The sequence below is a fragment of the Desulforamulus ruminis DSM 2154 genome (assembly GCF_000215085.1).
In the GTDB taxonomy this organism is placed as follows: Bacteria; Bacillota; Desulfotomaculia; order Desulfotomaculales; family Desulfotomaculaceae; genus Desulfotomaculum; species Desulfotomaculum ruminis.
The window spans coordinates 359591-383644 of sequence record NC_015589.1 but is presented as its reverse complement, the minus strand read 5'-3'; the positions used below and the strand labels follow the sequence as shown (position 1 = coordinate 383644).

Sequence of the window (24054 nt, the reverse complement as noted above, 5' to 3'; positions counted from 1 at the left end):
CCTCTGTTTTTATGGTATGATTTTAAGCTGGTATGTCTTATATTAGACACTTAACATTATACATGAAAAATAATGGATCTGCTCCTTCCCTTAGAATAGGGGCATGGGATCAGGCTTACTTTTCGATTTATCTTTTTATTAATTCTTCACCTTCTGAAATCCTCTGGTTATTCTTGCTGGGTTCACTTGTAGTCTCTTCACTAACTCTCTTCGTGATAACACTTGTGCAGCATTCGCTATTTCTTTAAGCCTAACAAGTACAAAATAAAAATTACAAACCGCCTTTTGTCGTTAATACGACAATTTACTGTAAAACTCTTAACATAAGTAAAGGCAAAAAGTTGCTATAATACCTTTCAAACCAAATAATACCAGGGCACTGTTAATTATGGTGGTATAGCCAAAAACTACCAATATTTAAAAATCTATAACTTGTTGGTGCCCTCCTTTGGATAGGTGGTGAAAAATGAAAGTGAAAACGTCATGCTAATTTTAGAGATAATGGGAGGTTTTTTCATATGAAAGACAAGGTAATTCATTCTCTAAGATATAAGGCAATGTTTCTTATCATGGGATTGGTTTTTCTGGTAGCCAGCATTAGTATTTACATAGGCATCAATCAGTCTAGCAGTAATATGAATAAGCAAATCGAAAAGGAAATTAGTGCCAAGCAGGTAGCGGTGGACACCTTTATTCAGCAGCGAAAAAAAGAGGCCCTAGAGAAAACTAAAATTGTGGCACTCAATCCAGATGTGATTGCAGGAGTTAAGTCAGGAAGCAGAGAACACTTACTGTCCGTTACTACCCCTCTCATGAAAGAATCCGGCTTAGAATACCTGGTGATCACCGACGAAAAGGGAACCACCATTGCTAAAGCCCACCAGCCAGACAGTTATGGCGACAACATAATTAAACAAAGTGCTATTAAGCAAGCCACCGTTGGCCAGGCGAACGTGGGAATAGAAACCGGTAACATCGTAAAATTATCAATCCGGTCTGGCGTACCGATTAAGGACGAAAAGGGAACCGTCATCGGAGTGGTCACAGCCGGGTATATTTTCAGTCAGAACAGTGTCGCTGAAGAAATCAGTGAGCTATTGGGCGTCAATATCCTAATTTCACAAGAGAGCGAAGTGGTAAGCAGCAGTTTCAAGGATGTTAAAATAGGTAGTTCTATCAGCCAAAAAGTGCAGGCCGAGGTGCTGCAAAGAAGGGACAGCATCAAAGAAAATGTAGACCTGGGAAACCAACCATACATAATTAGCTATATGCCCCTTGAGGATCCCGAAGGTAAAATTATCGGGGTAGTTGGTGCCGGGCTTTCCCTTGCAGAAAACATCAAAATGACTAATTCCACACTAAAGAACATGATTCTAGCCGGATTAATTATGATCGTATTGATTAGTCTATTAGGTGTTTGGATTATAAGTAAAGTGGTTAAACCAATTAACCTCGTGGACCAGGCAGCGGCCAGAATTGCTTCCGGCGATCTAGCCGGTGAACCAATTAAAGTCAGGTCCAGGGATGAGGTTGGTCGACTGGCAGATTCTTTTAACGCAATGCTGGTCAATCTCAGGGAACTTGTGGGCCAACTGCATGATAAATCACAGGATATTGCATCATCAGCCTTTCAACTATCTGCCAATGCTGAAAATGTTGCGGTCGGTACGAACGAAACTTCTTCTACCGTTACCGAGGTGGCTACGACGGTGGAACTGGTCGCAGCAAATGTCCAGTGCGTGGCCGATGCCTCTAACAAGGCCGCCAGTTATGCCTTGGAAGGCAACGAAGGAATAAAGAATATTATTGAGAAGATGGACACTATCGCGAAGGCAACGAATCAGAATGGAAAAGTAATTCAGGGATTAAAGAGCTCGGCAGCTAAAATATCTGAGATTGTTGTATTAATTACCAACATTGCTGATCAGACCAACCTTCTGGCCTTAAACGCAGCCATTGAAGCCGCACGTGCAGGAACTCATGGCCAAGGGTTTGCTGTGGTAGCCGAAGAAGTGCGCAAATTGGCCGAGCAGTCTGCCGTAGCGGCTAAAGAGATATTTTCCCTGAGCAATACCATCCAACACGAATCCCAAATAGCAGTACAAACCATGGACGAAGCAAAGGATCAAGTCGAATCCGGATCGCTGTTGGTGCAAGGAGTAGGGACTACATTTGAAAAAATAATTTATGCTGTCCAGGAATTAGCGAACGATATCCAGGCAGTAGCTGCAGCCGCCAAAGAAACTTCTTCGGCAGTACAGAATGTAACTATGACTGTTGAAGAACAAACGGGATCTGTAGAGGAAATCAGTGCTACTGGCCAAAGTCTAGCTGATCTGGCAAAAGAGCTTCAGACGCTGGCCGGAAGATTTAATGTAGCTTAGTTGTTCTAGGGCCATCCTTTACGGGTGGCCTTTTCGTTTGCTTATATGAATGATGTTTATATATCTATAAAAGTAGATAATTACCAGTGGGCATCATGGGGTCGGTCAGGCTTTCCTCTTTTGGGATTACACCCAACAAACTTGCTGTTTTAGAAGTAAATATACTTATCTGGGTCAATCTAATTTGGATTATGCTCTCCTATATGCGTTTTCTACAAAACCGGACCTTCAACCATCCAAGATGCCGTTACTAAGTATTTGCCGGTCTATGGACTTTGGGCAGCTTTCGTTACATTTGCTTTTCCTTTAATTTTTCTAAAAGTTCATTTATGGCGTAGTAATCAAAAATGCGCAAAAAAAAGAGGCCCATCGGGTTAGGAAACTAAATACATAAGATTTCAATTAGAAATCAGCAGAAATACGTATTTTTAACCTTATCTCCCCTTCTCCCCTTACAGGTAGTTAATTTATTTAATAGCCATTTTGTTTAATTATAGAATAAGTAAAAAATAATATGAAAAAATTTAAATAGCCTGTTGACAGGGCGCTAAAATGAAACTATAATAAAAATGTAATCATTACAAATTTAAATTAAGTGTAAATGATTATTAGAAGGATGAGAAATATGGAATTTGCTAATAAGTCCACCGAAGAATTTCTCAAAGAAAATGGTGTAAAACCTTCTTATCAAAGGATTAGGATTTTTGATTATCTTATTCAGCATAAGAATCATCCCACAGTTGACAGTATTTTCAAAGCCTTGGTGCCGGAAATACCGACTCTCTCTAAAACCACGGTTTACAATACCCTAAAGCTTTTCTTAGAACAAGGTATCGTACAGTTGCTGGTGATAGAGGAAAATGAAACAAGATATGATGCTGATATCTCAACTCATGGCCACTTTAAATGTGAAGAATGTGGTCAGGTCTATGATATAAGAATCGATTTATCCGGCCTAGATTTAACTGAGCTGGAAACTCATAGGGTTGATGAACAGCACATATATTTCAAAGGCGTCTGTAATAGATGTCTTAATAAAAATAAAATTAATCATTAACAAGGGGGAGAATTATCATGAAAAAATTTGTTTGCACTGTATGTGGTTATGTCCACACCGGGGAAGCTGCACCGGAAAATTGCCCACAATGTAAGGCTGCTGCTGATAAGTTTGTGGCGAAAAACGAAAATGAAACATTGGTTTGGGCTGATGAACACAAAATTGGCGTCGCTAAAGGCTTAGACCCAGAAGTAGTTCAGTGCCTTAAAGATAACTTTATGGGTGAATGTACTGAGGTAGGCATGTACTTAGCTATGAGCAGACAGGCTGACCGCGAGGGTTATCCCGAAGTTGCCGAAGCCTATAAAAGAATTGCCTGGGAAGAAGCAGAACACGCCGCCAAGTTTGCTGAGCTCTTGGGTGAGGTGGTAGATGCTGATACTAAGGCCAACTTACAAGCCCGCGTTGATGCTGAGCATGGCGCCTGTAAAGGCAAAAAAGATCTGGCAACCAAAGCTAAACAGCTTGGTTATGATGCTATTCACGATACTGTTCATGAAATGTGTAAAGACGAAGCACGTCATGGTTCAGCTTTCAAAGGCCTGTTAAAAAGATATTTTGGCTAATAATTTAGTTTGGAAAACCCGGCTTGCGCCGGTGCCTCAAGGACTTGGCGCAAGCCGGGTTCCCTTATTATGATCTGCATAGAAATACCAACCTTGTTGGGTTGGTATTTTATAAGTTTAGTTGGGATAATATAGAAATTATATGAGTTACTTAAAGTTTATTAGGAGTATATCATTGAATTCATCTCTCCAACTATTAATACATTAGCGAGGCATATTTCACTTAATAGGGGAGTGCAAATATAGAGCCCCTAAGATGATTAAGGTGGACAATGGCCCCTGAATTTGTATCCAAAGCACTGACCAATGGGCCTATGAAAATGGTGTAGAACTGGACTTTTCCAGACCAGGCAAACCAACGGGCAATGCATTCATCGAATCCTTCAACGGAAGTTTCCGGGATGAGTGCCTCAATGTAAACTAGTTTTTATCCCTGAAGATGCACGGCAAAAGATTGAGGCCTGGAGGTTAGATTATAATGAATACCAATAGTTCTTTAGGCACTGTCTTCTTAGTTCATTATATACGAGGTTCACAATAAGTCATAAGTCAAGCCTGACCCCATATGCCTCTACGCTTTCAGACCAGGCAAATCAACGGGTAATGCATTCATCGAATCCTTCAACGGAAGTTTCCGGATGAGTGCCTCAATGTAAACTGGTTTTTATCCCTGGAAGATGCACGGCAAAAGATTGAGGCCTGGAGGTTAGATTATAATGAATACCGACCTCATAGTTCTTTAGGCAACATGACCCCTCTGGCATTAAACGCAGCGATTGAAGCGCACGTGCAGGAACTCATGGCCAAGGTTTTGCTGTGGTAGCCGAAGAAGTGCGCAAATTAGCCGAGCAGTCTGCCGTAGCGGCTAAAGAGATATTTCCCTGAGCAATACCATCCAACACGAATCCCAAATAAAGTACAAACCATGGATGAAGCAAAGGATCAAGTAGAATCTGGATCGCTGTTGGTGCAAGGAGTAGGGACTACATTTGAAAAAATAATTTATGCTGTCCAGGAATTAGCCAACGATATCCAGGCAGTGGCTGCAGCCGCCAAAGAAACTTCTTCACAGTACAGAATGTAACGATGACTGTTGAAGAACAAACGGGATCTGTAGAGGAAATCAGTGCTACTGGCCAAAGTCTAGCTGATCTGGCAAAAGAGCTTCAGACGCTGGCCTGAAGATTTAATGTAGCTTAGTTGTTCTAGGGCCATCCTTTACGGGTGGCCTTTTCGTTTGCTTATATGAATTTATATCAACACATCACGGGATCAGCTTGACTTTTCAATTTATTTTTATTAATTCTTCTACCTTCTGAAAATCTCTAGTTATTCTTGATGGGTCCACTTGCAGTTTCTTCGCCAGTTCATTTCGTGATAACACTTCATGGTTAATCGCTTCATAAATAAGCATATTTCTAGCTGCTACTCTCTTTCTTCCCAGCATCGACCTAGAAGTTCCTCTTTTTCAACGCTTAATTCACTTGTAATCTTGATAACAATTTCTTCCTAAGTTAACTGGCTCATTGTTTGAATCCCTTTGGTCATTTTCTCTATCAATGTGGACTAATTGTATAGCGAGGTTCACAACAAGTCAATAGGTCAACCCTGACCGATCAAAGCAAGTTTCTTTATTGACCATTTTCGGGAGTAGTACATTAATTAAAAATTTATATATATTAAAGACATTAATAGTATATCTATTGATTCACATCAACAAATTTATCCTCAAAAGCATAGAATGGAACCTCTGTTTTAATCCATTTTCCATATCCTTGATTCAGTGGAATATGAGCAAACATATCTAAAGGAGCAACAATTGCTAATCTAGGAACCGTACTTATCTCCCACAAATATATTAAATAGTTCTCCGTTTGACACGCAGTTTCCCATTCATTTTTTGTAAATACAAAATTTGCAGTCCCTGCGTTTTTAAGAGAAGACTTAACTTCTATAAGCAATTTCTGTGTGTCTTTTTCCCCAACTTGAGATAATATATCGTATCCAACTAAGTTGGTATTCAAAGACTGTAGAATAGGACTAACTCCTGTTCTTTTTAATTCGTATTCTAGAGTGAGAAGCTCCCCTTGTCGTCCTATTCCTAATAAATTTGAATTAAATCTGTATCTAATAGATTGTGAAACTTCATCCCACCAATCAATAATAGTTTTTTCGGGTGGCTCTTTCATCAAGTTCGAATCTACAAAGCATTTTTGTTCGTCTATTGACATAACATAAAAGGCTTCTTTTCTTCCATTAGGTATTCTATTAGCCCATATAGGAGAACAATTATAAATATAATCTCGAATCATTCTTCTTAGTAAATGGTCTGTAACTTTATCTTTTAAATATAGTTCTAATAAATTTTGCCCAGCTTCTGTACAAAAAAAATGATTCTCCTTACATATTAACCATTCACACTTTAATGACGTCTCAATCACATCATCTACATGTATTCCGTTAAACATGCTATGAGCCTTAATTCTATTTAGGCTGATTTCTGAGAATTTGTCTATCAAATTTAATAAAGTCAATACAGAATTTAAAATTCCAGGAGAAAGTCTAATCATTTTGAATACCACCAAAAAAATAATTGATAATATCATCTAAATCATCTAGTTGCATACCCCCCACTTGCTCATCAAACATTTTAAAGTCATATGGAATAGGATCAATATTTAACGATGGATCATTTAACGCTTTTGCCATTCGTTGGACCTTAATCGATAACCTCTTTCGTATTACCTCATCTATACTGTCCTTGCATTCTATTATTTCTACGGTAGGTTTTAAATCATCTGATAATCCTAGTCTGTGAATTCTGTCTTCTGACTGCAGATATTGCGCAGCATTAAATGATCTATCAACATATATTGCATATTGACAAACTTTATGCAAGCTGATACCCTCTGAAGCTGCTGCCGGATTTGCAACTAAAACCATACAGTTAGGATCATCGTGGAAACGCTTTATTTTTCCTTCACGTGAATCATTATCATCTTCATCGCCAGCATCTACACCACCATGTATAAAGTCAGCGCCTAAATCACGTAATCTTTCTGCTATCAATTCAACATTTTCAACAAAGGATGTCCAAATAATTACCTTTTTCCCTTCTTTTGCTAATTGTCGAGCTCTGTTACATGCATACTCAATCTTAGGACCGTTATTTATTAAAAGAAGCCTACCCAGTTTCTGATTAAATACATAATCCATATCTGATGATAATAGGGCTGGATTAGACACAAACTGCATAAGCTTTATTGTACATTTCCCAATTTTTCTTAAAGCAGATTTTGCATCATCATTTAAATAAGGATTTAACTGCCTTTTAAATTCAGATTTTAAAAGTAGATAAATATTGTATTGTAAGGGGTCCATGGGTATGGATATTAATTTATGCTCAATAGAGGGTAACCCCAATTGAGCCTTTGTTGTTCTTACAAACAAAGGCTGAGCAATAGAAATCACATCTTCTTCTTTAACTCTAATATCCGGATACAAAAAATTAATTTGTGGAATTAAATCATTCACACTCTGAGGCATAGGGGTACCACTCATTATTAATTTTCGAACTGGTAGATAGGATATATTTAGAATGGCCTCTGCGGATACTCCCTGCTTCCCACTTTTTATACGATGACTCTCATCTAAAAATACAAATACAGAATTGCGGGATATAAATTCTGAAACTAGTGACCTCACTCGCGGAAACTGTTGATAAGTAATGATGATATATTGTGGATTACTTTTTAGCAATTCCCTAATATTATTTTCCCCACCACGCAAACGTACAAAACTGCTCTCCCCATTAGGGTTACAAATCTCTAATTGTTCGTCCCATGCACCAAAAGCATTTTTAGGAGCGACAACTAATAATTTATCTTCCTTTTTTCTATTTATAAAATAAAAGGCTAAGGCTTCAGTTGTTTTTCCGGCCCCGGGTACGGAAAATGTAGCACTAGAAGGTAAACTAGCTAATTTGCTCAAATTTCTTAACTGATTTGACGTTAATGTCCTTTTAAAGCCCGCTTCACGTAATTTGCTTATCAAAATGGCTTCATCCAATGGCTTACATTTTAGAGCATATTGATAAGAAGCAGTATTTGCGGACTCCAATAAGCATTTTACATCCGGACTGAACCGTATTCCTATGTTATGTGATTTTGCATAAATAGCTAATTCTTTTTTAAAGGCAAGAAAATATCTCCATGCAAAAATAATACTATCTGATTGTGTGGAGAATTCTCCAACATTATCTGCAACAATTCTCCCTAAAAGCCTCCAGTATTGATCCTCAGGATCATCACAAATCAATATCACTTCATTTTTCTTTTGATTATAGTTGAGTTGAATATTCATTTTCATACAACCATTCAGTTATTTTCTTAACACTATTTTGAATACTCGCCAACTGCTCTTCAATACCACGGGTTTTTACATTTTCCTTTGATAAACCAATATTAACTGCATTGCAAAGTATAGTAGCAGATTTTGTAACTTGGTCTAGCAGAAAATCTTCTGATTTTTGCTCAGCCTTAAGGGCCTTTTGAGTTTCAATTACATTTCTAGCGACTGCCCTTACAATTTTGGCGTTCTCTGGTAATCCAGCAGCCACAGCAATCCTAGCCATTTTAATTTCAGAATCATCCAACTCCGGTGCAAGTAGATCAAACCCATTTGGCTCAATAGAGTTATATCTTTCCTCTAGTTTTTGCTCTAGCGAAGCACATATTTCATCCAAATTATCTTTAACTTCAGGAATTAATCCATACAAACGACCGCCCGCGCTTTGTGAATCATCTGTTAAAGCAAAAGCAACACTTTCAAAAAATTCTTTTTGTGACGTTGATTCTATCTTTTTTCGACTTTTAACCATTTGTGAAAACGCCAGCTCTTTATCATCAACTAGACTCCATTGCTTTGAACAGCCTCTTTTTTCTAAATAAGTTATTGCATATTGCTGCATATCTAATAACTCGTGTAAACGAGCCTTTGTAATTGATAATGAATTTGCGATATCAGTTTCTTCTTTACCAGCATTAATATCTCTTTCTATCATCTTAGCTATAGTATGCCATTTATATTGTGCCTTCTTTTCGGAATGAACCTGCAAACGCTCTTCAAGTTCTAATATTGCTTTTTCGTCGCATTCAGGCAATATAGCTAATCTAATAGTCTCAAAATGCTTATATGTAATTTTATCTTTATAATACAATTCACGCCATGCACACAACCTTCGATTGCCATTTACAATAATTCCTGTATTTGTACTAATTAGAGGATCCGTTTGTTGTTCCCCGTCTTTAAACGCTTTCAACAAACCTTGATCATCAACCATTTCCAGTAATATTTCATGTTGTGCTAATTGCGCCTCGGTTGATTCGACATCACGAGTAAAAAAATCATCGGGATGCTCAGAGTGATTAGCGAGATACTCTTCTTGCATAGTCAGAGTTCTTCCATTAGATAATCTATATATTGGAATTTCAATGCGAATTTCAATTACTGGCAGATCTCTTCTTTTCCCCATAAATTCTAATGGTTGAATACCGATCGGAGATTCGCATCTTTTGCCAATTTCTTTTATTCGTTCATAAATAGAGAAACCAAACTGAGTAAGGAAATCAAAACTATTTACCATTACATTCCCTCCCAAAACTCCTTATTATTTTCACTAAAACCAATTACTACAAGTGGCATTGTTATAACTTGATTAAAAATATTTAGCTCCTTTACAAGCCGCTCATAGCTCGCGAGATTAGAACCGAGTGCTTTAGCTGCCTGTAAAATGGGAACTACTATAATTCCTGAAGATATAAATCCCTTGGTAAACAATGCTTGTAGCTTTAAAAGGTCATAATATACACGACTAACATTACCTAACTGAACGCATAATCCAACTTCATTCAATTTTGATGTAATGGTAATTTTGGACTGATCATCCAACAGAATATCTTTAGGCCAGCCATTATGTTTTAACCCCCTAAAGACTGCCTTCTTAATTTCGGGAGCTGCATAACGTGTTGTTTTTATATCAATTTCAATTAATATATTTTGAATTTGTCCCAATATCTCCTTGGGAACAACACTTTTTCCACTTCTATGGCTATGAATTTTTATACGCATACACTTCCTCCTATAATATAGCTATTTCCATTCGTCTGGAATTTTTGATAGGGCGCTTTGGCTTGGATCATATAAAGGCTTGTCGTATGGACGATATCTTACGGTACCTTCAAAGGTGTCTTTTATCCTATTTATACCAATGTCCAAATACTCCTTATAAATATCGCAACCCCAATATATCCTGTTGTGCAATATTGAGGCTACACCTGAAGATGCAACACCACAAAAGGGATCAAAAACCAACTGATTCTCATTAGTAAGGGCCAAAACTAATCTTTCAATAAGTCCAACCGGAAATTGACACGGATGTATGGTCTTCTCAATATGATTTCCTTTCACATTTGGAATGTCCCATACATCCTCAGGATTTTTCCCAGATGGATTTCCAGAAAGTTGGCCTTTATTAGGTCCTTTAAAACTTTTCTTACTAGGATATTTTGCAGGGATTCTAACTGGATCTAGATTAAAAATATACTCATCAGATTTAGTGTACCACAAGACTACTTCATAGCGGCCACTAAATCTCTTCTTACTATGTAGCCCGTGTCCAAAATGCCAAATGATCCTATTTCTCATACTCATAGAGAGATCTTTAAAGATTGGTGCAATCTCAATATCCAGCGGAGCAACTTTTCCATTATCAACGTAATTTCCCACTTGCCAGCATATACTTCCCGTGTCTTTTAGCCGTAGATAAATTTTAGAAATTATTCTTTTTTGCCAGGCTATGTACTCCTCTAATGGCACTTTTTTTTCATATTCTTTACCCATGTTATAAGGGGGAGAAGTCACTACTAAATCAAAAATTGGTTTTAAAGGTAACCTATCTAAAAATTTTTCAACATCACCATGTAAAAGCATATGGTCATGTAAATTTAAATTATTTATCTGTAGTTCTTTGAGAGAAGTAATATTTATCATCTTTTATCATCCTTTGATTAATTATCAGAGAGAGGGCGAACTATTATTTTCATTAGTCAACTATAATATTTTTCTAAACCTTTCGATGTAGCCTTTTTTCAAAAAGTTTATTTATCTCTAAATCACATCTGACAAATCAGAATCATTCGTTGAAAACAATATTGTTTATATTAAAATGCAATATAAAGGTGTCTTTTGTCAATCTCTCTCAGTAAAAATATTGTAGGAAACCATAAAAATCGTCAGCATCAGGTAGAATCTTTTAGGAAAATTTATACTTTTATTGCATCAATGATTGATTTAAGTGCTATTACTGATTGCTATCATACCCGTACAGCGCTTCCCAATTCTCTCGATCAATTTTTAGTCAAACCCAAAAAGGAGATACATTCTTTCTGAACGTGACCAGTTCCAAAATTTGCTTCTGTATAAGGTATCCTCCTTCAGTAAAGCCGATAAATCTCATTAGCCGCCTGACTTATTCGGCTGTTTATTGCATGCATCGCCCGAACCCACTCTAGTGATCTTCATATCCGGAAATAACTAAGGAATTAAGGAACTTTACTTTCAATACTATTTAAAATAGCTAGGTTGAGTTGATACTCCTAAAATAACTATTCTTCTTTATGAGTCTTCTTCCTTCAACATAAATTACCAATAATTCGACTTAAGCCCAACTCTAAATATAAAAAAACACACCACCTTTAGATTTTAAGAATGGTGTGTAATTGGAATTTACTATCATCATCTTAACTTGAAATAATAATTTTAATTATTTTTTTCATACATGCCTTCCTTGCCCCCTACTCCACCGTTACACTCTTCGCCAAATTCCTCGGCTTATCAACGTCGCAGCCACGGCATACGGACATGTAGTAGGCCAGCAGTTGCAGCGGGATGACGGTAAGGATCGGCGCCAGCACCTGGTGGGTTTTGGGGATGTAGATAACCTGGTCCGCCACCTTTTCTACCTCGGTGTGGCCTTCCATGGCCAGGGCGATGACCGAGGCATCCCTGGCTTTGACTTCTTTGATGTTGCTGACCATCTTTTCAAAGAGGCTTTTTTGGGTGGCCAGGGCGATGACCGGAATGTTTTCCACGATCAGGGCCAGGGTGCCGTGTTTTAGTTCACCGGCAGCGTAGGCTTCGGCGTGGATGTAGGAAATTTCCTTGAGTTTCAGGGAGCCTTCCAGGGCTACGGCGTAGTCCAGGCCCCGGCCGATGAAGAAGGTGTCTTCGGCCTGATGGTATTTTTCCGCAAACTCTTTAATGGGCTGTTCGTTGTCCAGCACTTCCTGGGCCTTGGTATAGATGGCTTTCAGCTCATTCAGGATTTCTGTAATATTGCCGGCGGCCAGGGTGTTGCGCTCCTGGGCCAGGTACAGGGCCAGGAGGTACAGGGCCACCAGTTGGGTGGTGTAGGCCTTGGTGGAGGCCACGGAGATTTCCGGGCCGGCCCAGGTGTAGATGATGTCGTCCGCTTCCCGGGCCACGGAACTGGCGATGACGTTGGTAATGGCCACCACTCTGGCGCCCCGGCGGCGGGCTTCCCGGAGGGCTGCCAGGGTATCGGCGGTTTCGCCGGACTGGCTGACCACCACCACTAGGGTGTCCTTATCCACGATGGGGTCCCGGTAGCGGAATTCCGAGGCAATGTCTACCTCCACGGGAATGCGTACAAGCTGTTCAATGATATATTTGCCCACCAGGCCCGCGTGGTAAGCGGTGCCGCAAGCGGTAACGATAATTTTCTTGATGCCTTTAATCTGCTGAGGGGTTAGGTTGATTTCATCCAGAATGACTTTATCCCCCTGGTGGGAGATGCGGCCTTTCAGGGTGTCTCTGATCACCCGGGGCTGCTCGTGAATTTCTTTGAGCATAAAGTGCTCGTAGCCGCCTTTTTCAGCTTCTTCGGCATCCCAGGTTACCTCAAAGATGTCCTTCTGCACGATTTTACCGGTTACATCCCGGATAATCACCTGATCGGCCCGCAGTTCCACCACGTCCCCGTCGTTCAGCAGGTAGCACTGGCGGGTGTATTTGAGAAGAGCCGGGATGTCGGAAGCCAGCAGGTTCTCGCCCTGTCCCAGGCCCACCACCATGGGCATATCCTGACGCACCGCCACAATACGGCCGGGCTGGTCGATGGAGATGGCCATAATGGCATAGGAGCCCTCCAGGTGGGAAACGGTTTTCTGCACCGCCTCAATTAAATCCCCATTGTAAAAATGCTCGATCAAGTGGGGAATCACTTCGGTATCGGTCTCGGATTTAAAAACATGGCCCATGGAAGAAAGCCATTCCCGGAGCTGCAGGTAGTTTTCGATGATGCCGTTGTGAACAACCGCGATCTTCCCATCGTTGGAGGTATGGGGATGGGCGTTCACATCGCTGGGACGGCCGTGGGTGGCCCAGCGGGTGTGGCCGATGCCGATGGTGGCATCCAGCACTTTGCCGTTGAGAGCCTTTTCCAGTTCGGACAGGCGCCCCATTTTTTTCTCCACTTTCAGGCCGTCCTTATCCAGAACCGCCACTCCGGAAGAATCATACCCTCTATATTCAAGTTTCTTTAAGCCTTCAACAATAACAGGTGTTGCGGGTCTCAGACCCACGTAACCGACGACGCCACACATACGATTGGCCTCCTTAAAAATAGTCATGCCGCGGCCTTACCGGCCACGGCTGATGATATCACTGTGTAATTTACCCCGTTTAAGGCAATAACATACCGGGGCGTGATCCATTGCAAAAAATGCCGCCTGTTGGTCACCTGCAGTCTTTGTGCCGGAGTTGCCTCCGGGTTTTGTACTGCGCTTACGGCCGTGACCGGCCGGAGGGCATCCGCCGAACCTTCGATACTCCCTCTCCTCGTCAACCCCGGTGCTTCCAGGGTCCTGGCGCTTGATTTTATTTAGTTGTCCGCTGTTTGTTCGCCCTTCATCACCTCCTTTAAGGAGTGTGGGCAACGGCTAGATGTTACCCACGATTTCAGCCATTTTGTCTACGATAGCCTGGATCTGCTCCATGTCCTTTCCTTCCACCATGATCCGCACCAGGGGTTCGGTCCCCGAAGGACGAACCAGGATGCGTCCCTGGCCCTCCAGATCCCGTTCAAAACGGCGGATGGCTTCCGTAAGGCTGGGGCTGTGCATCACTTGGGTTTTATCCTTAACCCGGACATTCTTCAGAATCTGGGGATACTGCTCCATCTGGGAAGCCAGCTCTTCCAGGGACTGGCCGGTTTCTTTCATCACCGCCAGCAGTTGTAATGCTGTTATTATACCATCTCCGGTGGTATTGTGCTCAAGAAAAATAATGTGGCCCGATTGTTCCCCGCCAAAGCGGGCTCCGGTTTCCAATAGTTTCTCCAGCACATAGCGGTCGCCCACTTTGGTTTCCACCAGGTGAATATCGCATTTTTCCAGGGCTTTATATAACCCCAGGTTGCTCATGACCGTCACCACCAGGGTCTGCTTGCGCAGTTTCCCCTTGGCTTTTAGATGTTTGGCGCAGATAACCATGATCCGGTCGCCATCCACCAGTTTTCCCTGGGCGTCCACCGCCAGCACCCGGTCCGCATCCCCATCGTGAGCCAGGCCCAGGTGGGCTCTCTGCTCCACCACTGCTTTCATCAGGTTTTCCGGATGAGTCGAACCACAGCCGGCGTTAATATTAACGCCATCGGGCCGGTGGAAAATGGGGATTACTTCCGCTCCCAGCTCCGTCAGCACCCGGGGGGCCACCTGGCAGGCGGCGCCGTTGGCACAGTCCACCACCACTTTAAGGCCTTTCAAATCGGTATTTATGGTGCTCTTGGCATATTCCACGTACTGGTCCAGGGCGTCTTCAACATAGTAGGTCCGGCCCAGATCCCCGGCGGTGGGTTGGGGTAAACCCGCCCCTTCCTCCAGGACGATTTTTTCAATCTGGGCTTCCAGTTCATCGGGCAGTTTGTAGCCGCTGGGTCCGAAGAATTTGATGCCGTTGTCTTCCACAGGATTGTGGGAGGCGGAAATCACCACGCCGGCCCCGGCGCCCAATTTGCGGGTTAAATAAGCGATAGCGGGAGTAGGCAGCACTCCCACTTTGTAAGCATCCACACCCACCGAACAAATGCCGGCCACCAGGGCCGCTTCCAGCATATCCCCGGAAATCCGGGTATCCCGGCCAATGATGACTTTCCGGGGATGCCCCTGCCTGGTTAAGACGTGGGCCCCGGCCCTGCCAATTTGAAAGGCCATTTCGGCGGTCAGTTCCGTATTGGCTACACCCCGTACTCCGTCGGTGCCAAATAGTTTTGTCATGTAAAAGTTCGTCCTCCTTCCTCTATGAGGAAGCTCATAATAAACCAAGGCTATTATACCGTCTCCGGCGGTTTACAGTCAATTTTAAACCTATAGTATGCCCGGGCTTTGCCCTTTTGACGCTGTCCCACCGCTGGAAATTACCGGGCTCTTGCATAAAAACTTGGCCCTGGACGGGCCAAGTTTCATTACCTAAAATTAAGGTTGTTCTTCAACCGGGGGATTCTCTGGTTCCTCGTCAGGGGGCGGTGTTTCCGGCTGCGTTTGCTTGAGCCTAACCTGAATGGCCACTTCCACCTTCCCCGGAACCATGTCCACAACGCCCTCGGGTACCAATAACCGGACTTCCTTCAGGGTGTTCTCGGTAATGCCATCCAACCGGACCGCTTCGGTACTGATACTTTCCAGCCGGTTCAGTACCTCTACCGGAGCATAGACCTGGACCGTGGCCGGTTGAACAATGGCGCGGACCAGCTGGTACGCCTCCGGCAGGCTGCCCGAGTAACGGGGCACCACCGGCAGTGACCGGGAAGGCATGGTCCGGGTCACCGGGATAATGACTTTCACCCGGTCCGGTGAGCAGGAGACCCCCGTAGGAACCTGCACCATCAATACCTGCTCCAGGTTTTGGGTGGCCGAGATAATGTTGGCCGTAACTTCCAGGCTTTTCAATTGGTTTACAATCTTGGCCGATCCTTTTACCAAAACCGCTGCCGGCTGAACCACCGGTTCAAGGGCCGAATAGCCGCTGGCCGGTTCTCCCTTAACCACTACACGGACCGGCACTTGTTTTTGAATGATTTTTTCCACCGTCAGGTTCACCCGGGCGGGATTCACCTGAACCACCTGCAAGCCGCTGGGAACGGTAACATGCACCGGCCGGCTGGTGTTCCCTTCCTCCAGGGCGCCCAGTTCCACGGTGGCTTGGAAATCCGTGGCTCTGATCCCGCTGAGCTGGGCCGTCTTTCCCTGTACCCGGACAACCACATTTTTAGGCAATCCGTCTACCAGCACTCCCTGGGCCACCTCTCCCCGGGTATCCAGTTCCACCCGGAAATCCTGCTCTTTCACCGGGTTCTCTACGATGGTTACATAGACCCAGAGCAAAAGGGCCAGCAGGACGGAAAGCAGCATCATGGAGTTGTTGCTCCATTTCAGCCGGATCATGACTCGTTCCTCCTAAATATCGCGCTCAGCGAGCTTTGGGGTCCCGGTTCCAGGGCGTCGGTTAGTTTTTGCTTCAGGGTGGACTCATCCAGGGTGCGGTCAATATTTCCTTCCACAGCCAGCGAGATGGCGCCGGTCTCCTCGGAAACAATCACCGCCAGGGCGTCGGATACTTCCGTCACTCCGATACCGGCCCGGTGGCGGGTACCCAGTTCCTTGCTTAAATCGGGGTTTTCGGACAAGGGTAGAAAACAGGCCGCCGCAGCCACCCGGTCTCCCCGGATAATCACCGCCCCGTCATGCAGGGGGGTGTTGGGAATGAAGATGTTAACCAGGAATTCCGCCGTAACCATCCCGTCAATCCGGACGCCGGAACCAATGTGTTCCTCCAGGCCGGTAATTCTTTCGATAATAATCAGAGCACCCATTTTATTTTTTGTTAACACCTGAACCGACCGGACCACTTCATTAATCATGCGGCTGCGGTCTTCTTCCTTCAGGGTGCTCATGGTGCTGGCAAAAAATTTTCCCCGGCCCAGGGTTTCCAAGGCCCGCCGCAGTTCCGGATAGAAAACGATGGGCAGCGCCACCACCAGAGCGGACATAACCTGTCTAAGCAGCCAGTTGATGGTGTACAGGTGCAGCCAGTTGCTGACGGTGGTGGCCACCAGAAGAACCACCAGCCCCTTGATTAACTGAACCGCCCGGGTTCCCTGAATAATCCGCATAAAGCGGTATAAAACAAAGGTAACCAGCAGAATGTCGATTACACTGTAGATATTTAAAATGTCAAGGTTCAGCGCCTTCAGTTGTTCCAGCAACCGGCACTCCCCCTATTTTATTATATTTTTAGTATGGCTAAATTTTACAGACTAATGCTCTTTGAATCTGTTTAATCTTTCTTCTTCGATATATTTCTGCATAAAACCTTCTAAGATTTATAATAATTTATTTCACCAGTGCATCATGAAGAGAAACAAGAAACCTGGCGCTTCTGACGCCAGGTTTCTTGTTATTAGTTGCCTTCTTCTATAACCACGGTTTTACCGGTCAAAGCATCAATATAGGTCCATCCCAGCGCTTCTTCCGGTGTATAAACCAGATAGGGAGCCGGGGGCCTCTGTCCAAACCATTCCGGCCATAAATAAACCAAACGCAGAGGATGGGTTTTTAAATACTCGGCTTTGGCCACCTCCGCCGGAACAACTCCTTGGGCATCCGGCAGCTCAACAGCCGGGTCCAGTCCCCCCTGGACATAGCTAACCACCTTACCGGTTACCTCATTGACAGATACGGAATAACCCCGGTCTACCACCGGAATTCCTTGATGCAGGGGCTGGAAAACAAAATGACTGATGGGTACCGGCAGTTCGTCCCGGTCTATCTTGCTTTGATCCACCCAGGAGGGGATGAATTGACCCAATGGCCAGGATACCAGTTCCATTTCCACGGAACCCGCTTCCAGATAGGGCTGCACAAACTGTATTGCTTTCTGCCTGGCAGTCTCCAGGGTAATCTTTCCTTCTTTCCCCCGGAAAGCCTCATCCTGCACTGAAAAATTCAGCACCTTCCCGGTGTCCGCCTCGGTGTGAAGGGTGACATAGCGAGGATTTTCCCGATCTTCTTGTAAATCATACGGGGTTCTCCACGTATAGTCTTTTATATTACGCTTCTCCTGGGAATCTATGCGATCTTCAGGACGACGCAAAAGTTCCATGTTGTTCATATCCACACCAAACTTTTCAGCCAGTAATTTGACCCCTTCTTCCGGGGTGCGGGCAACCAACTCTTTTCCCTCACCGGTCAGCACCCGCCGCTCCGGCTGGCCCAATACATAGCCCAAATCCTCCACCGGCTCACCCGCTAGGGCATCAATAGACCCTTGGAAATTGGGCGTGTACACTAGAGCCGGACGCGTCTCCGCCAGTTGGCCCATCATCCGGTAGGATAAAGGTTGCTGCTGACGGTAGGACAACTTCATTTGCACTTCCCGGGCATATTTTCTTTCCGCTTCTTTCAGGCTGATGGCGTTCTTTGGATCCGGGAACAAAGTTTCCGGTAAATCCTGCATGGAGTCTTGCTGTGAAAACCCGGTAATATGGCCGGCGACGTCCACATTCACTCTAAAGCCCCAGTTTAATAAGGGAACTCCGTGAATCAGTGGATTGAACTGAACGCTGGCAGCCGTCCAATTAATTTGATTTCCCTTGTCATCACTATGGGAACTTCCGCTATAACCAAGATTTTCGCCCACCTTGTACTGGTCGGCCTTATCCCCCAAAAGCTGACGGACAAATTCGGCGGCCTTTTGTTTGGCATATTCCGGAGACGGAGTTTTCTCCGAAGCCCATTGCGGGTTATGGAAATCAAAATCAATTAACTCCCCGCTTCCGGCGTCAAATTCTAACCGGGCAGAACTCTCGGGACGGTCGCCAGAACTTGTCAAGCTCCCTTTCCCCAGAAATACCGACCATCTGCCTTCGGCTTCGGGGTCTGTGATATATTGGACGTTTAGTTTCCCCAGTTCCGGAAGAATGTCGTAAATTTTATCCAGGTTTTTTTGCTGGGATTCTGTTAATTTTACCTCAGTCGCAGGAAAAATCTGTACGCTGCTTGCCTCCGCGCTTGAGGAAGCCTGGGCTGGGACCGAAACAACCGCTTCGTTTGCGCCGGCAGGCGCCGGAGAAGCCGCCCAAATGCTGAATGTCAGTGCCAGTACAGCTCCGGTAACCATTCTGTGTTTCTTCAATAACTCTCCCCCATTCATTCTTTATTTATAGCCTTCTTGTGTAAATTGGCTATTTCTGCCACTATGATATGGCTATATATTATCATAAAATTAAACCAATATTATTTAAAAAACCTGATTTATTCCATTTTAGAGATTGGAATGAAGGTTTCCCCATTATAAAAGGCCGGGTGAAAAACACCCGGCCTTCATGCCGTTTAAGCCTTATTGTTCTCATCTTTCAGCAGGCCGTAGGCCATGCCGTCGGCCAAAGCCTGCCAACTGGCTTCAATGATATTGGTGGACACACCCACCGTTCCCCAGGTTTTTTTGCCGTTTCCGGTTTCGATAAGCACCCGTACCTGGGCTTCGGTGCCGGCCTTTTCTTCCAGTACCCGGACCTTGTAGTCCAACAGCCGCAGCCCGGGAACCTCGGGATAAACGGTTTCCAGTGCCTTGCGCAGGGCGTTGTCCAGGGCGTTCACCGGGCCGTTGCCTTCGGCGGCGGTGTGCACCACTTCTTCCCCGACTCTTAGCTTAATCACGGCCTCCGATTGAATGGGCCGGTCTTCCCGCATCTCTAGAATAAGCCGCATGCTTTCCAGTTGGAAGGGCTCCCGGTAGCCGTTTACAGCCTTTCTCAGCATAATTTCCAAGGAACCCTCGGCAGCCTCAAACTGGTAGCCCCGGTGTTCCATGTTTTTAAGCTGTTCCAGTACTCTGCGTCCCTCGGGACTGCTTTTGTCCAGGTGCAGTTCCTTGTATTTATAAAGCAGGTTGGACAGACCGGACAATTCGGACATGAGCACCCGGCGGGTATTGCCCACCCACTCCGGAGGCATATGCTCGTAGGTTCCCGGTTCCTTCAGCAGGGCGCTGACATGAATCCCCCCCTTGTGGGCAAAAGCGCTCTCTCCCACAAAGGGCTGGTTATTCACCGGGTTCAAGTTGGCCACCTCGTAGACAAAGCGGGAAAGCTCCGTCAGGAAAGCAAAATTTTCCCGGGGGATGGTCTCATACCCCAGTTTCAACGTCAGGTTCGGCAGAATGGAGCATAAATTGGCATTGCCGCAGCGTTCGCCCAGGCCGTTCACGGTGCCCTGCACCTGGGTTACTCCGGCCTGGACCGCCACAATGGTGTTGGCCACCGCCATTTCCCCGTCGTTATGGGCATGAATGCCCAATTCCACCCCCGGCAGTTCCTGCTTTACCCGGGCAACCACCGACTGGAGCTCGTGGGGCAGAGTACCGCCGTTGGTGTCGCACAACACCACCGCGTCGGCCCCTCCCTCCACGGCGGCCCGCAGGACCGACAGGGCATAGTCCGGATTGGCTTTAAAGCCGTCAAAGAAGTGCTCTCCGTCGAAAAAGACCGTGAGGCCCTGTTGCTTAAGATAAGCCACCGAGTCCCGCACCATGCGGAGGTTCTCTTCCAGACTGGTATTCAGGGCCTTGGTGACATGGAAATCCCAGGTTTTGCCAAATATAGCCGCAGCCCGCACCCCGGATTCCAGCAGCCGGTTGAGGTTTTCATCCCGGGCCGCTTCCACCCCCGGGCGGCAGGTGCTGCCAAAGGCGGTGACCAGGGCATTCTTTAAAGGCGTCTGCCGCAGGCGGGCAAAGAATTCCATATCCTTGGGATTGGAGCCGGGCCATCCCCCTTCAATATAGTGGAAGCCCATTTCATCCAGACGCCGGGCAATTTTCATTTTATCTTCCGCCGAAAGGCTGACCCCTTCTCCCTGGGTCCCGTCCCTCAGGGATGTGTCGTAAATTTTGATTAGACCCTTATAATCCCCAATTTGACTCACCTCATTTAGTCTATTACTGCTTATTTATGCACTACCCCAAAGCCTTCAGTATCGCTTCGGTCATTTCCACGGTGCCCAGCTGCTTTTGGCCGGGCTGCATGATGTCGCCGGTGCGGTAGCCCTGCTCCAGCACCTTGGCCACCGCTCCCTCAATGGAGGCGGCCGGTTCTTCCAAACCAAAGGACACCCGCAGCATCATGGCTGCCGACAGGATGGTGGCAATGGGATTGGCCAGGTTTTTACCGGCAATATCGGGCGCCGAGCCATGGATGGGCTCGTATAGAGCCACTTCTCCGCCGATGCTGGCGGAAGGCAGCATGCCGATGGAGCCGGTCAGTTGGGAAGCCAGGTCCGTTAAGATATCGCCGAACATGTTCTCGGTAACCATGACATCAAACTGTTTGGGGTTGCGGACCAACTGCATGGCGCAGTTATCCACATACATATGGTTCAGCTCAACATCCGGGTATTCTTTGGCCAGTTCCTGGACCACTTCCCGCCACAGCCGGGAGCTTTCCAGCACATTGGCCTTATCCACGGACATCAGCCGTTTATTTCTCTTGCGGGCCATTTCAAAGCCCAGGCGGGCCACCCGTTCGATTTCCCCGGTGGAGTATTCCAGGGTTTCCACCGCCTTTTGACCGCCGCCGGGCAGCTCTTCCCGGTGTTTTTGGCCGAAGTAGAGACCGCCGGTTAGCTCCCGGATAATCATAATATCCAGCCCGGAAACAATTTCTTCCTTCAGGGTGGAGGCGGAAGCCAGGGCCGGGTTCACTGCGGCGGGACGGAGGTTGGCGTACAGTCCCAGTTCCTTGCGCAGGGGCAGCAGGGCTCCCCGTTCGGGACGCAGGTCGGGCTCCAGGTTATCCCATTTGGGTCCCCCCACGGCGCCCAGCAAAATGGCGTCGCTGCGGCGGCATAGCTCCAGGGTTGCCTCCGGCAGGGGATGACCGGTGGCGTCGTAAGCCGCTCCGCCAATCAGAGCGGTTTCAAACTGAAATTCCAGGTTAAATTTTTTCCCTACGGCTTCCAGAACCCGGACCGCCTGGGGCACAATCTCCGGACCAATGCCGTCGCCGGGAAGCAGTGCGATTTTATGCATGATTCACCCGCCCTTTTACGTAGCTGATCAATCCCCCGGCGTCAATAATCTGGCTCATAAATTCCGGGATGGGGGCGGCCTGGTATTCCTTGCCGGTGGTATGATTGATAATCTTGCCGGTGGCCGCGTCCACCGTTAATTCTTCTCCTTCTTTAACCTCTTCAACCGCCTCGGGGCACTCAAAGATGGGCAGCCCGATGTTAAAAGCGTTGCGGTAAAAGATCCGGGCGAAGGATTTGGCCACCACGCAGGACAGTCCCGCCGCCTTGATGGCAATGGGGGCATGTTCCCGGGAACTGCCGCAGCCAAAGTTTTTACCGGCCACCATGATGTCACCGGTCTTTACTTTGGAAGAAAACTGAGGGTCCGCGTCCTCCATGCAGTGCTGGGCCAGTTCCGCCGGGTCCGAGCTGTTTAAATAGCGGGCGGCGATGATAATATCGGTGTCCACGTCGTTGCCGAATCTCCAAACTTTACCCTGCAGTTTCATTAGAGCACCTCCTCGGGATGAGATATCCTTCCGGTGATGGCGCTGGCGGCAGCCACGGCCGGGTTGGACAGGTATACTTCGCTTCCGGCGTGGCCCATGCGGCCCACAAAGTTCCGGTTGGTGGTGGCAATGCAGCGTTCGCCCTGGGCCAAAATCCCCATGTAGCCGCCCAGACAGGGGCCGCAGGTGGGGGTGCTGACGGCTGCGCCGGCCTCCAGGAAAATGTCGAACAGTCCTTCATGCATGGCCTGGCGATAAATTTCCTGGGTGCCGGGAATGACGATCAGGCGCACCCGGCGGTTGACTTTTTGTCCTTTTAAAACCTGGGCGGCAATGCGCAGGTCTTCCATGCGCCCGTTGGTGCAGGAGCCGATGACCGCCTGGTCAATTTCCACGTTACCGGCCTCCCGGATGGACCGGGCATTTTCCGGCAGGTGGGGGAAAGCCACCTGGGGCTCGATTTTACTCACGTCAAATTCATGCACTTCCGCATATTGCGCGTCGGGATCGCTGGTATAGAAGGTATAAGGACGCTTGGTGCGGCCCTCAACGTACTGGCGGGTTATTTCATCGGGCTGGATAATCCCGTTTTTCCCTCCGGCTTCAATGGCCATGTTGCACATGGTGAAGCGGCCGTCCATGGAAAGCTGTTCAATGGCTTCCCCGCAGAATTCCATGGCCCGGTAAAGGGCGCCGTCCACGCCGATCTTACCGATGGTGTAGAGGATTAAATCCTTGCCCCCCACCCAGGGGTTGAGTTTGCCGTTAAAAACAAATTTAATGGATTCAGGCACTTTAAACCAGGTTTCTCCCAGAGCCATGGCCGCGGCCAGGTCGGTGCTGCCGACGCCGGTGGCAAAGGCTCCTAAAGCACCGTAGGTGCAGGTGTGGGAATCGGCTCCGATAATAACGTCCCCTGGGCCCACCAGGCCCTGTTCGGGGAGCAGGCAGTGCTCAATGCCCATGCGTCCCACTTCAAAGTAATGGGTCAGTTCCTGTTTGTGGGCAAAGTCCCGCACCATCTTCGCCTGCTCGGCGGATTTGATGTCTTTGTTGGGTACAAAATGGTCGGGCACCAGGGCCACTCTTTCTTTATCCCAAACCCCCGGCAGGCCGATTTTTTCGAACTCTTTAATGGCCACCGGGGCGGTGATGTCGTTGGCCAGCACCAGGTCTACCTTGGCGTTAATCAGTTCGCCGGGTTTTACGTAATCCTTCCCTGCCGCCGCAGCCAGTATCTTTTCCGTTATTGTCATTGGCACGGTTACTTCACCTCTCATTTGCTTGTTTAGTATTGCTTTGGGGTCGGCTGTCGGTTATTGGCTATCGGTCATCGGTTAAAACCATAAAACCGAAAACTGAAAGCCGACAGCCGACCGAGGAATGCTTCCTCGG

Annotated in this window: 20 protein-coding genes and 3 pseudogenes; 7 read left to right on the top strand and 16 right to left on the bottom strand. The window is 46.2% G+C overall.

All coding sequences use genetic code 11. From position 1 onward, the window contains the following. The first annotated feature begins 518 nt into the window (after positions 1–518). The 7 genes and pseudogenes from DESRU_RS19665 to DESRU_RS20680 all read left to right on the top strand — a co-directional run bounded on the left by DESRU_RS19665 (position 519) and on the right by DESRU_RS20680 (position 5091). Complete coding sequence (locus DESRU_RS19665; protein ID WP_013840451.1) at positions 519–2384, top strand: methyl-accepting chemotaxis protein; 1866 nt, start codon at positions 519–521, stop codon at positions 2382–2384. 625 nt (positions 2385–3009) lie between these two features. Next, entirely contained in the window at positions 3010–3441 is a 432-nt protein-coding gene (locus DESRU_RS01965) for a Fur family transcriptional regulator (RefSeq protein ID WP_013840450.1), read from the top strand. A 17-nt stretch (positions 3442–3458) separates the two neighbouring features. Further along, complete coding sequence (locus DESRU_RS01960; RefSeq protein ID WP_013840449.1) at positions 3459–4007, top strand: NADH peroxidase; 549 nt, start codon at positions 3459–3461, stop codon at positions 4005–4007. Positions 4008–4257: 250 nt separating this feature from the next. After that, positions 4258–4490 (top strand): annotated as a pseudogene (locus DESRU_RS20155) (integrase core domain-containing protein); the annotation flags it as partial. 98 nt (positions 4491–4588) lie between these two features. Next, positions 4589–4764 (top strand): annotated as a pseudogene (locus DESRU_RS20150) (integrase core domain-containing protein); the annotation flags it as partial. Beyond that, positions 4765–4884: pseudogene (locus DESRU_RS21690) on the top strand (methyl-accepting chemotaxis protein); the annotation flags it as partial. A gap of 48 nt (positions 4885–4932) precedes the next feature. Further along, positions 4933–5091 (top strand): hypothetical protein, encoded by a 159-nt coding sequence (locus tag DESRU_RS20680; RefSeq protein WP_187290603.1) that lies wholly within the window; start codon positions 4933–4935, stop codon positions 5089–5091. 201 nt (positions 5092–5292) lie between these two features. Here the strand turns inward: DESRU_RS20680 and DESRU_RS20675 are convergent, their stop codons facing one another. The 16 genes from DESRU_RS20675 to leuC form a co-directional block, all read right to left on the bottom strand. Then, positions 5293–5454 (bottom strand): hypothetical protein, encoded by a 162-nt coding sequence (locus DESRU_RS20675; RefSeq protein ID WP_013840448.1) that lies wholly within the window; start codon positions 5452–5454, stop codon positions 5293–5295. Between the two features lie 253 nt (positions 5455–5707). Continuing rightward, a complete protein-coding gene (locus tag DESRU_RS01955) occupies positions 5708–6577 on the bottom strand; it encodes a protein NO VEIN domain-containing protein (protein ID WP_013840447.1) in 870 nt (289 codons plus the stop codon). Next, the gene (locus tag DESRU_RS01950; protein ID WP_143758731.1) at positions 6570–8375 is read right to left on the bottom strand and encodes an SNF2-related protein; all 1806 of its coding nucleotides are present in this window, start codon (positions 8373–8375) and stop codon (positions 6570–6572) included. The genes DESRU_RS01955 and DESRU_RS01950 overlap by 8 nt, the downstream gene beginning before the upstream one ends. Then, positions 8347–9651 (bottom strand): hypothetical protein, encoded by a 1305-nt coding sequence (locus DESRU_RS01945; protein ID WP_013840445.1) that lies wholly within the window; start codon positions 9649–9651, stop codon positions 8347–8349. Before DESRU_RS01945 ends, DESRU_RS01950 begins: the two co-directional genes overlap by 29 nt. Continuing rightward, on the bottom strand, positions 9651–10136 hold the full coding sequence (locus DESRU_RS19660; protein WP_013840444.1) for a BglII/BstYI family type II restriction endonuclease: 486 nt from the start codon (positions 10134–10136) through the stop codon (positions 9651–9653). The genes DESRU_RS01945 and DESRU_RS19660 overlap by 1 nt, the downstream gene beginning before the upstream one ends. A 21-nt stretch (positions 10137–10157) precedes the next feature. After that, positions 10158–11057 carry a DNA-methyltransferase gene (locus tag DESRU_RS01935; protein ID WP_013840443.1) on the bottom strand — a complete coding sequence of 300 codons (900 nt, stop codon included), beginning with the start codon at positions 11055–11057 and terminating at the stop codon, positions 10158–10160. A gap of 803 nt (positions 11058–11860) precedes the next feature. Beyond that, on the bottom strand, positions 11861–13690 hold the full coding sequence (gene glmS, locus DESRU_RS01930) for a glutamine--fructose-6-phosphate transaminase (isomerizing) (protein WP_013840442.1): 1830 nt from the start codon (positions 13688–13690) through the stop codon (positions 11861–11863). A 23-nt stretch (positions 13691–13713) separates the two neighbouring features. Then, complete coding sequence (locus DESRU_RS01925) at positions 13714–13932, bottom strand: hypothetical protein (RefSeq protein WP_041275259.1); 219 nt, start codon at positions 13930–13932, stop codon at positions 13714–13716. Between the two features lie 94 nt (positions 13933–14026). Further along, positions 14027–15361 (bottom strand): phosphoglucosamine mutase, encoded by a 1335-nt coding sequence (gene glmM / locus DESRU_RS01920; protein WP_013840441.1) that lies wholly within the window; start codon positions 15359–15361, stop codon positions 14027–14029. A 198-nt stretch (positions 15362–15559) separates the two neighbouring features. Further along, positions 15560–16528 (bottom strand): CdaR family protein, encoded by a 969-nt coding sequence (locus DESRU_RS01915; protein ID WP_013840440.1) that lies wholly within the window; start codon positions 16526–16528, stop codon positions 15560–15562. Next, entirely contained in the window at positions 16525–17349 is an 825-nt protein-coding gene (cdaA, locus tag DESRU_RS01910; protein ID WP_013840439.1) for a diadenylate cyclase CdaA, read from the bottom strand. Before cdaA ends, DESRU_RS01915 begins: the two co-directional genes overlap by 4 nt. Positions 17350–17543: 194 nt before the next feature. After that, positions 17544–19277, bottom strand: a complete 1734-nt coding sequence (locus DESRU_RS01905) for a YcdB/YcdC domain-containing protein (RefSeq protein WP_013840438.1) — start codon at positions 19275–19277, stop codon at positions 17544–17546. 197 nt (positions 19278–19474) lie between these two features. Continuing rightward, positions 19475–21067 (bottom strand): citramalate synthase, encoded by a 1593-nt coding sequence (gene cimA, locus DESRU_RS01900; protein ID WP_013840437.1) that lies wholly within the window; start codon positions 21065–21067, stop codon positions 19475–19477. A gap of 31 nt (positions 21068–21098) precedes the next feature. After that, a complete protein-coding gene (leuB, locus tag DESRU_RS01895) occupies positions 21099–22169 on the bottom strand; it encodes a 3-isopropylmalate dehydrogenase (protein WP_013840436.1) in 1071 nt (356 codons plus the stop codon). Beyond that, a complete protein-coding gene (gene leuD, locus DESRU_RS01890) occupies positions 22162–22659 on the bottom strand; it encodes a 3-isopropylmalate dehydratase small subunit (RefSeq protein ID WP_013840435.1) in 498 nt (165 codons plus the stop codon). The genes leuB and leuD overlap by 8 nt, the downstream gene beginning before the upstream one ends. Further along, entirely contained in the window at positions 22659–23921 is a 1263-nt protein-coding gene (gene leuC / locus DESRU_RS01885; protein WP_013840434.1) for a 3-isopropylmalate dehydratase large subunit, read from the bottom strand. Before leuC ends, leuD begins: the two co-directional genes overlap by 1 nt. Positions 23922–24054 lie beyond the last annotated feature (133 nt).

Bases quoted from the DNA above. Each gene is read 5' to 3' on its own strand.
- DESRU_RS19665 (WP_013840451.1), top strand. From the start codon at position 519: ATGAAAGACAAGGTAATTCATTCTCTAAGATATAAGGCAATGTTTCTT.
- DESRU_RS01965 (WP_013840450.1), top strand. From the start codon at position 3,010: ATGGAATTTGCTAATAAGTCCACCGAAGAATTTCTCAAAGAAAATGGT.
- DESRU_RS01960 (WP_013840449.1), top strand. From the start codon at position 3,459: ATGAAAAAATTTGTTTGCACTGTATGTGGTTATGTCCACACCGGGGAA.
- DESRU_RS20680 (WP_187290603.1), top strand. From the start codon at position 4,933: ATGGATGAAGCAAAGGATCAAGTAGAATCTGGATCGCTGTTGGTGCAA.
- DESRU_RS20675 (WP_013840448.1), bottom strand. From the start codon at position 5,454: ATGCTGGGAAGAAAGAGAGTAGCAGCTAGAAATATGCTTATTTATGAA.
- DESRU_RS01955 (WP_013840447.1), bottom strand. From the start codon at position 6,577: ATGATTAGACTTTCTCCTGGAATTTTAAATTCTGTATTGACTTTATTA.
- DESRU_RS01950 (WP_143758731.1), bottom strand. From the start codon at position 8,375: ATGAAAATGAATATTCAACTCAACTATAATCAAAAGAAAAATGAAGTG.
- DESRU_RS01945 (WP_013840445.1), bottom strand. From the start codon at position 9,651: ATGGTAAATAGTTTTGATTTCCTTACTCAGTTTGGTTTCTCTATTTAT.
- DESRU_RS19660 (WP_013840444.1), bottom strand. From the start codon at position 10,136: ATGCGTATAAAAATTCATAGCCATAGAAGTGGAAAAAGTGTTGTTCCC.
- DESRU_RS01935 (WP_013840443.1), bottom strand. From the start codon at position 11,057: ATGATAAATATTACTTCTCTCAAAGAACTACAGATAAATAATTTAAAT.
- glmS (WP_013840442.1), bottom strand. From the start codon at position 13,690: ATGTGTGGCGTCGTCGGTTACGTGGGTCTGAGACCCGCAACACCTGTT.
- glmM (WP_013840441.1), bottom strand. From the start codon at position 15,361: ATGACAAAACTATTTGGCACCGACGGAGTACGGGGTGTAGCCAATACG.
- DESRU_RS01915 (WP_013840440.1), bottom strand. From the start codon at position 16,528: ATGATCCGGCTGAAATGGAGCAACAACTCCATGATGCTGCTTTCCGTC.
- leuB (WP_013840436.1), bottom strand. From the start codon at position 22,169: ATGCATAAAATCGCACTGCTTCCCGGCGACGGCATTGGTCCGGAGATT.
- leuD (WP_013840435.1), bottom strand. From the start codon at position 22,659: ATGAAACTGCAGGGTAAAGTTTGGAGATTCGGCAACGACGTGGACACC.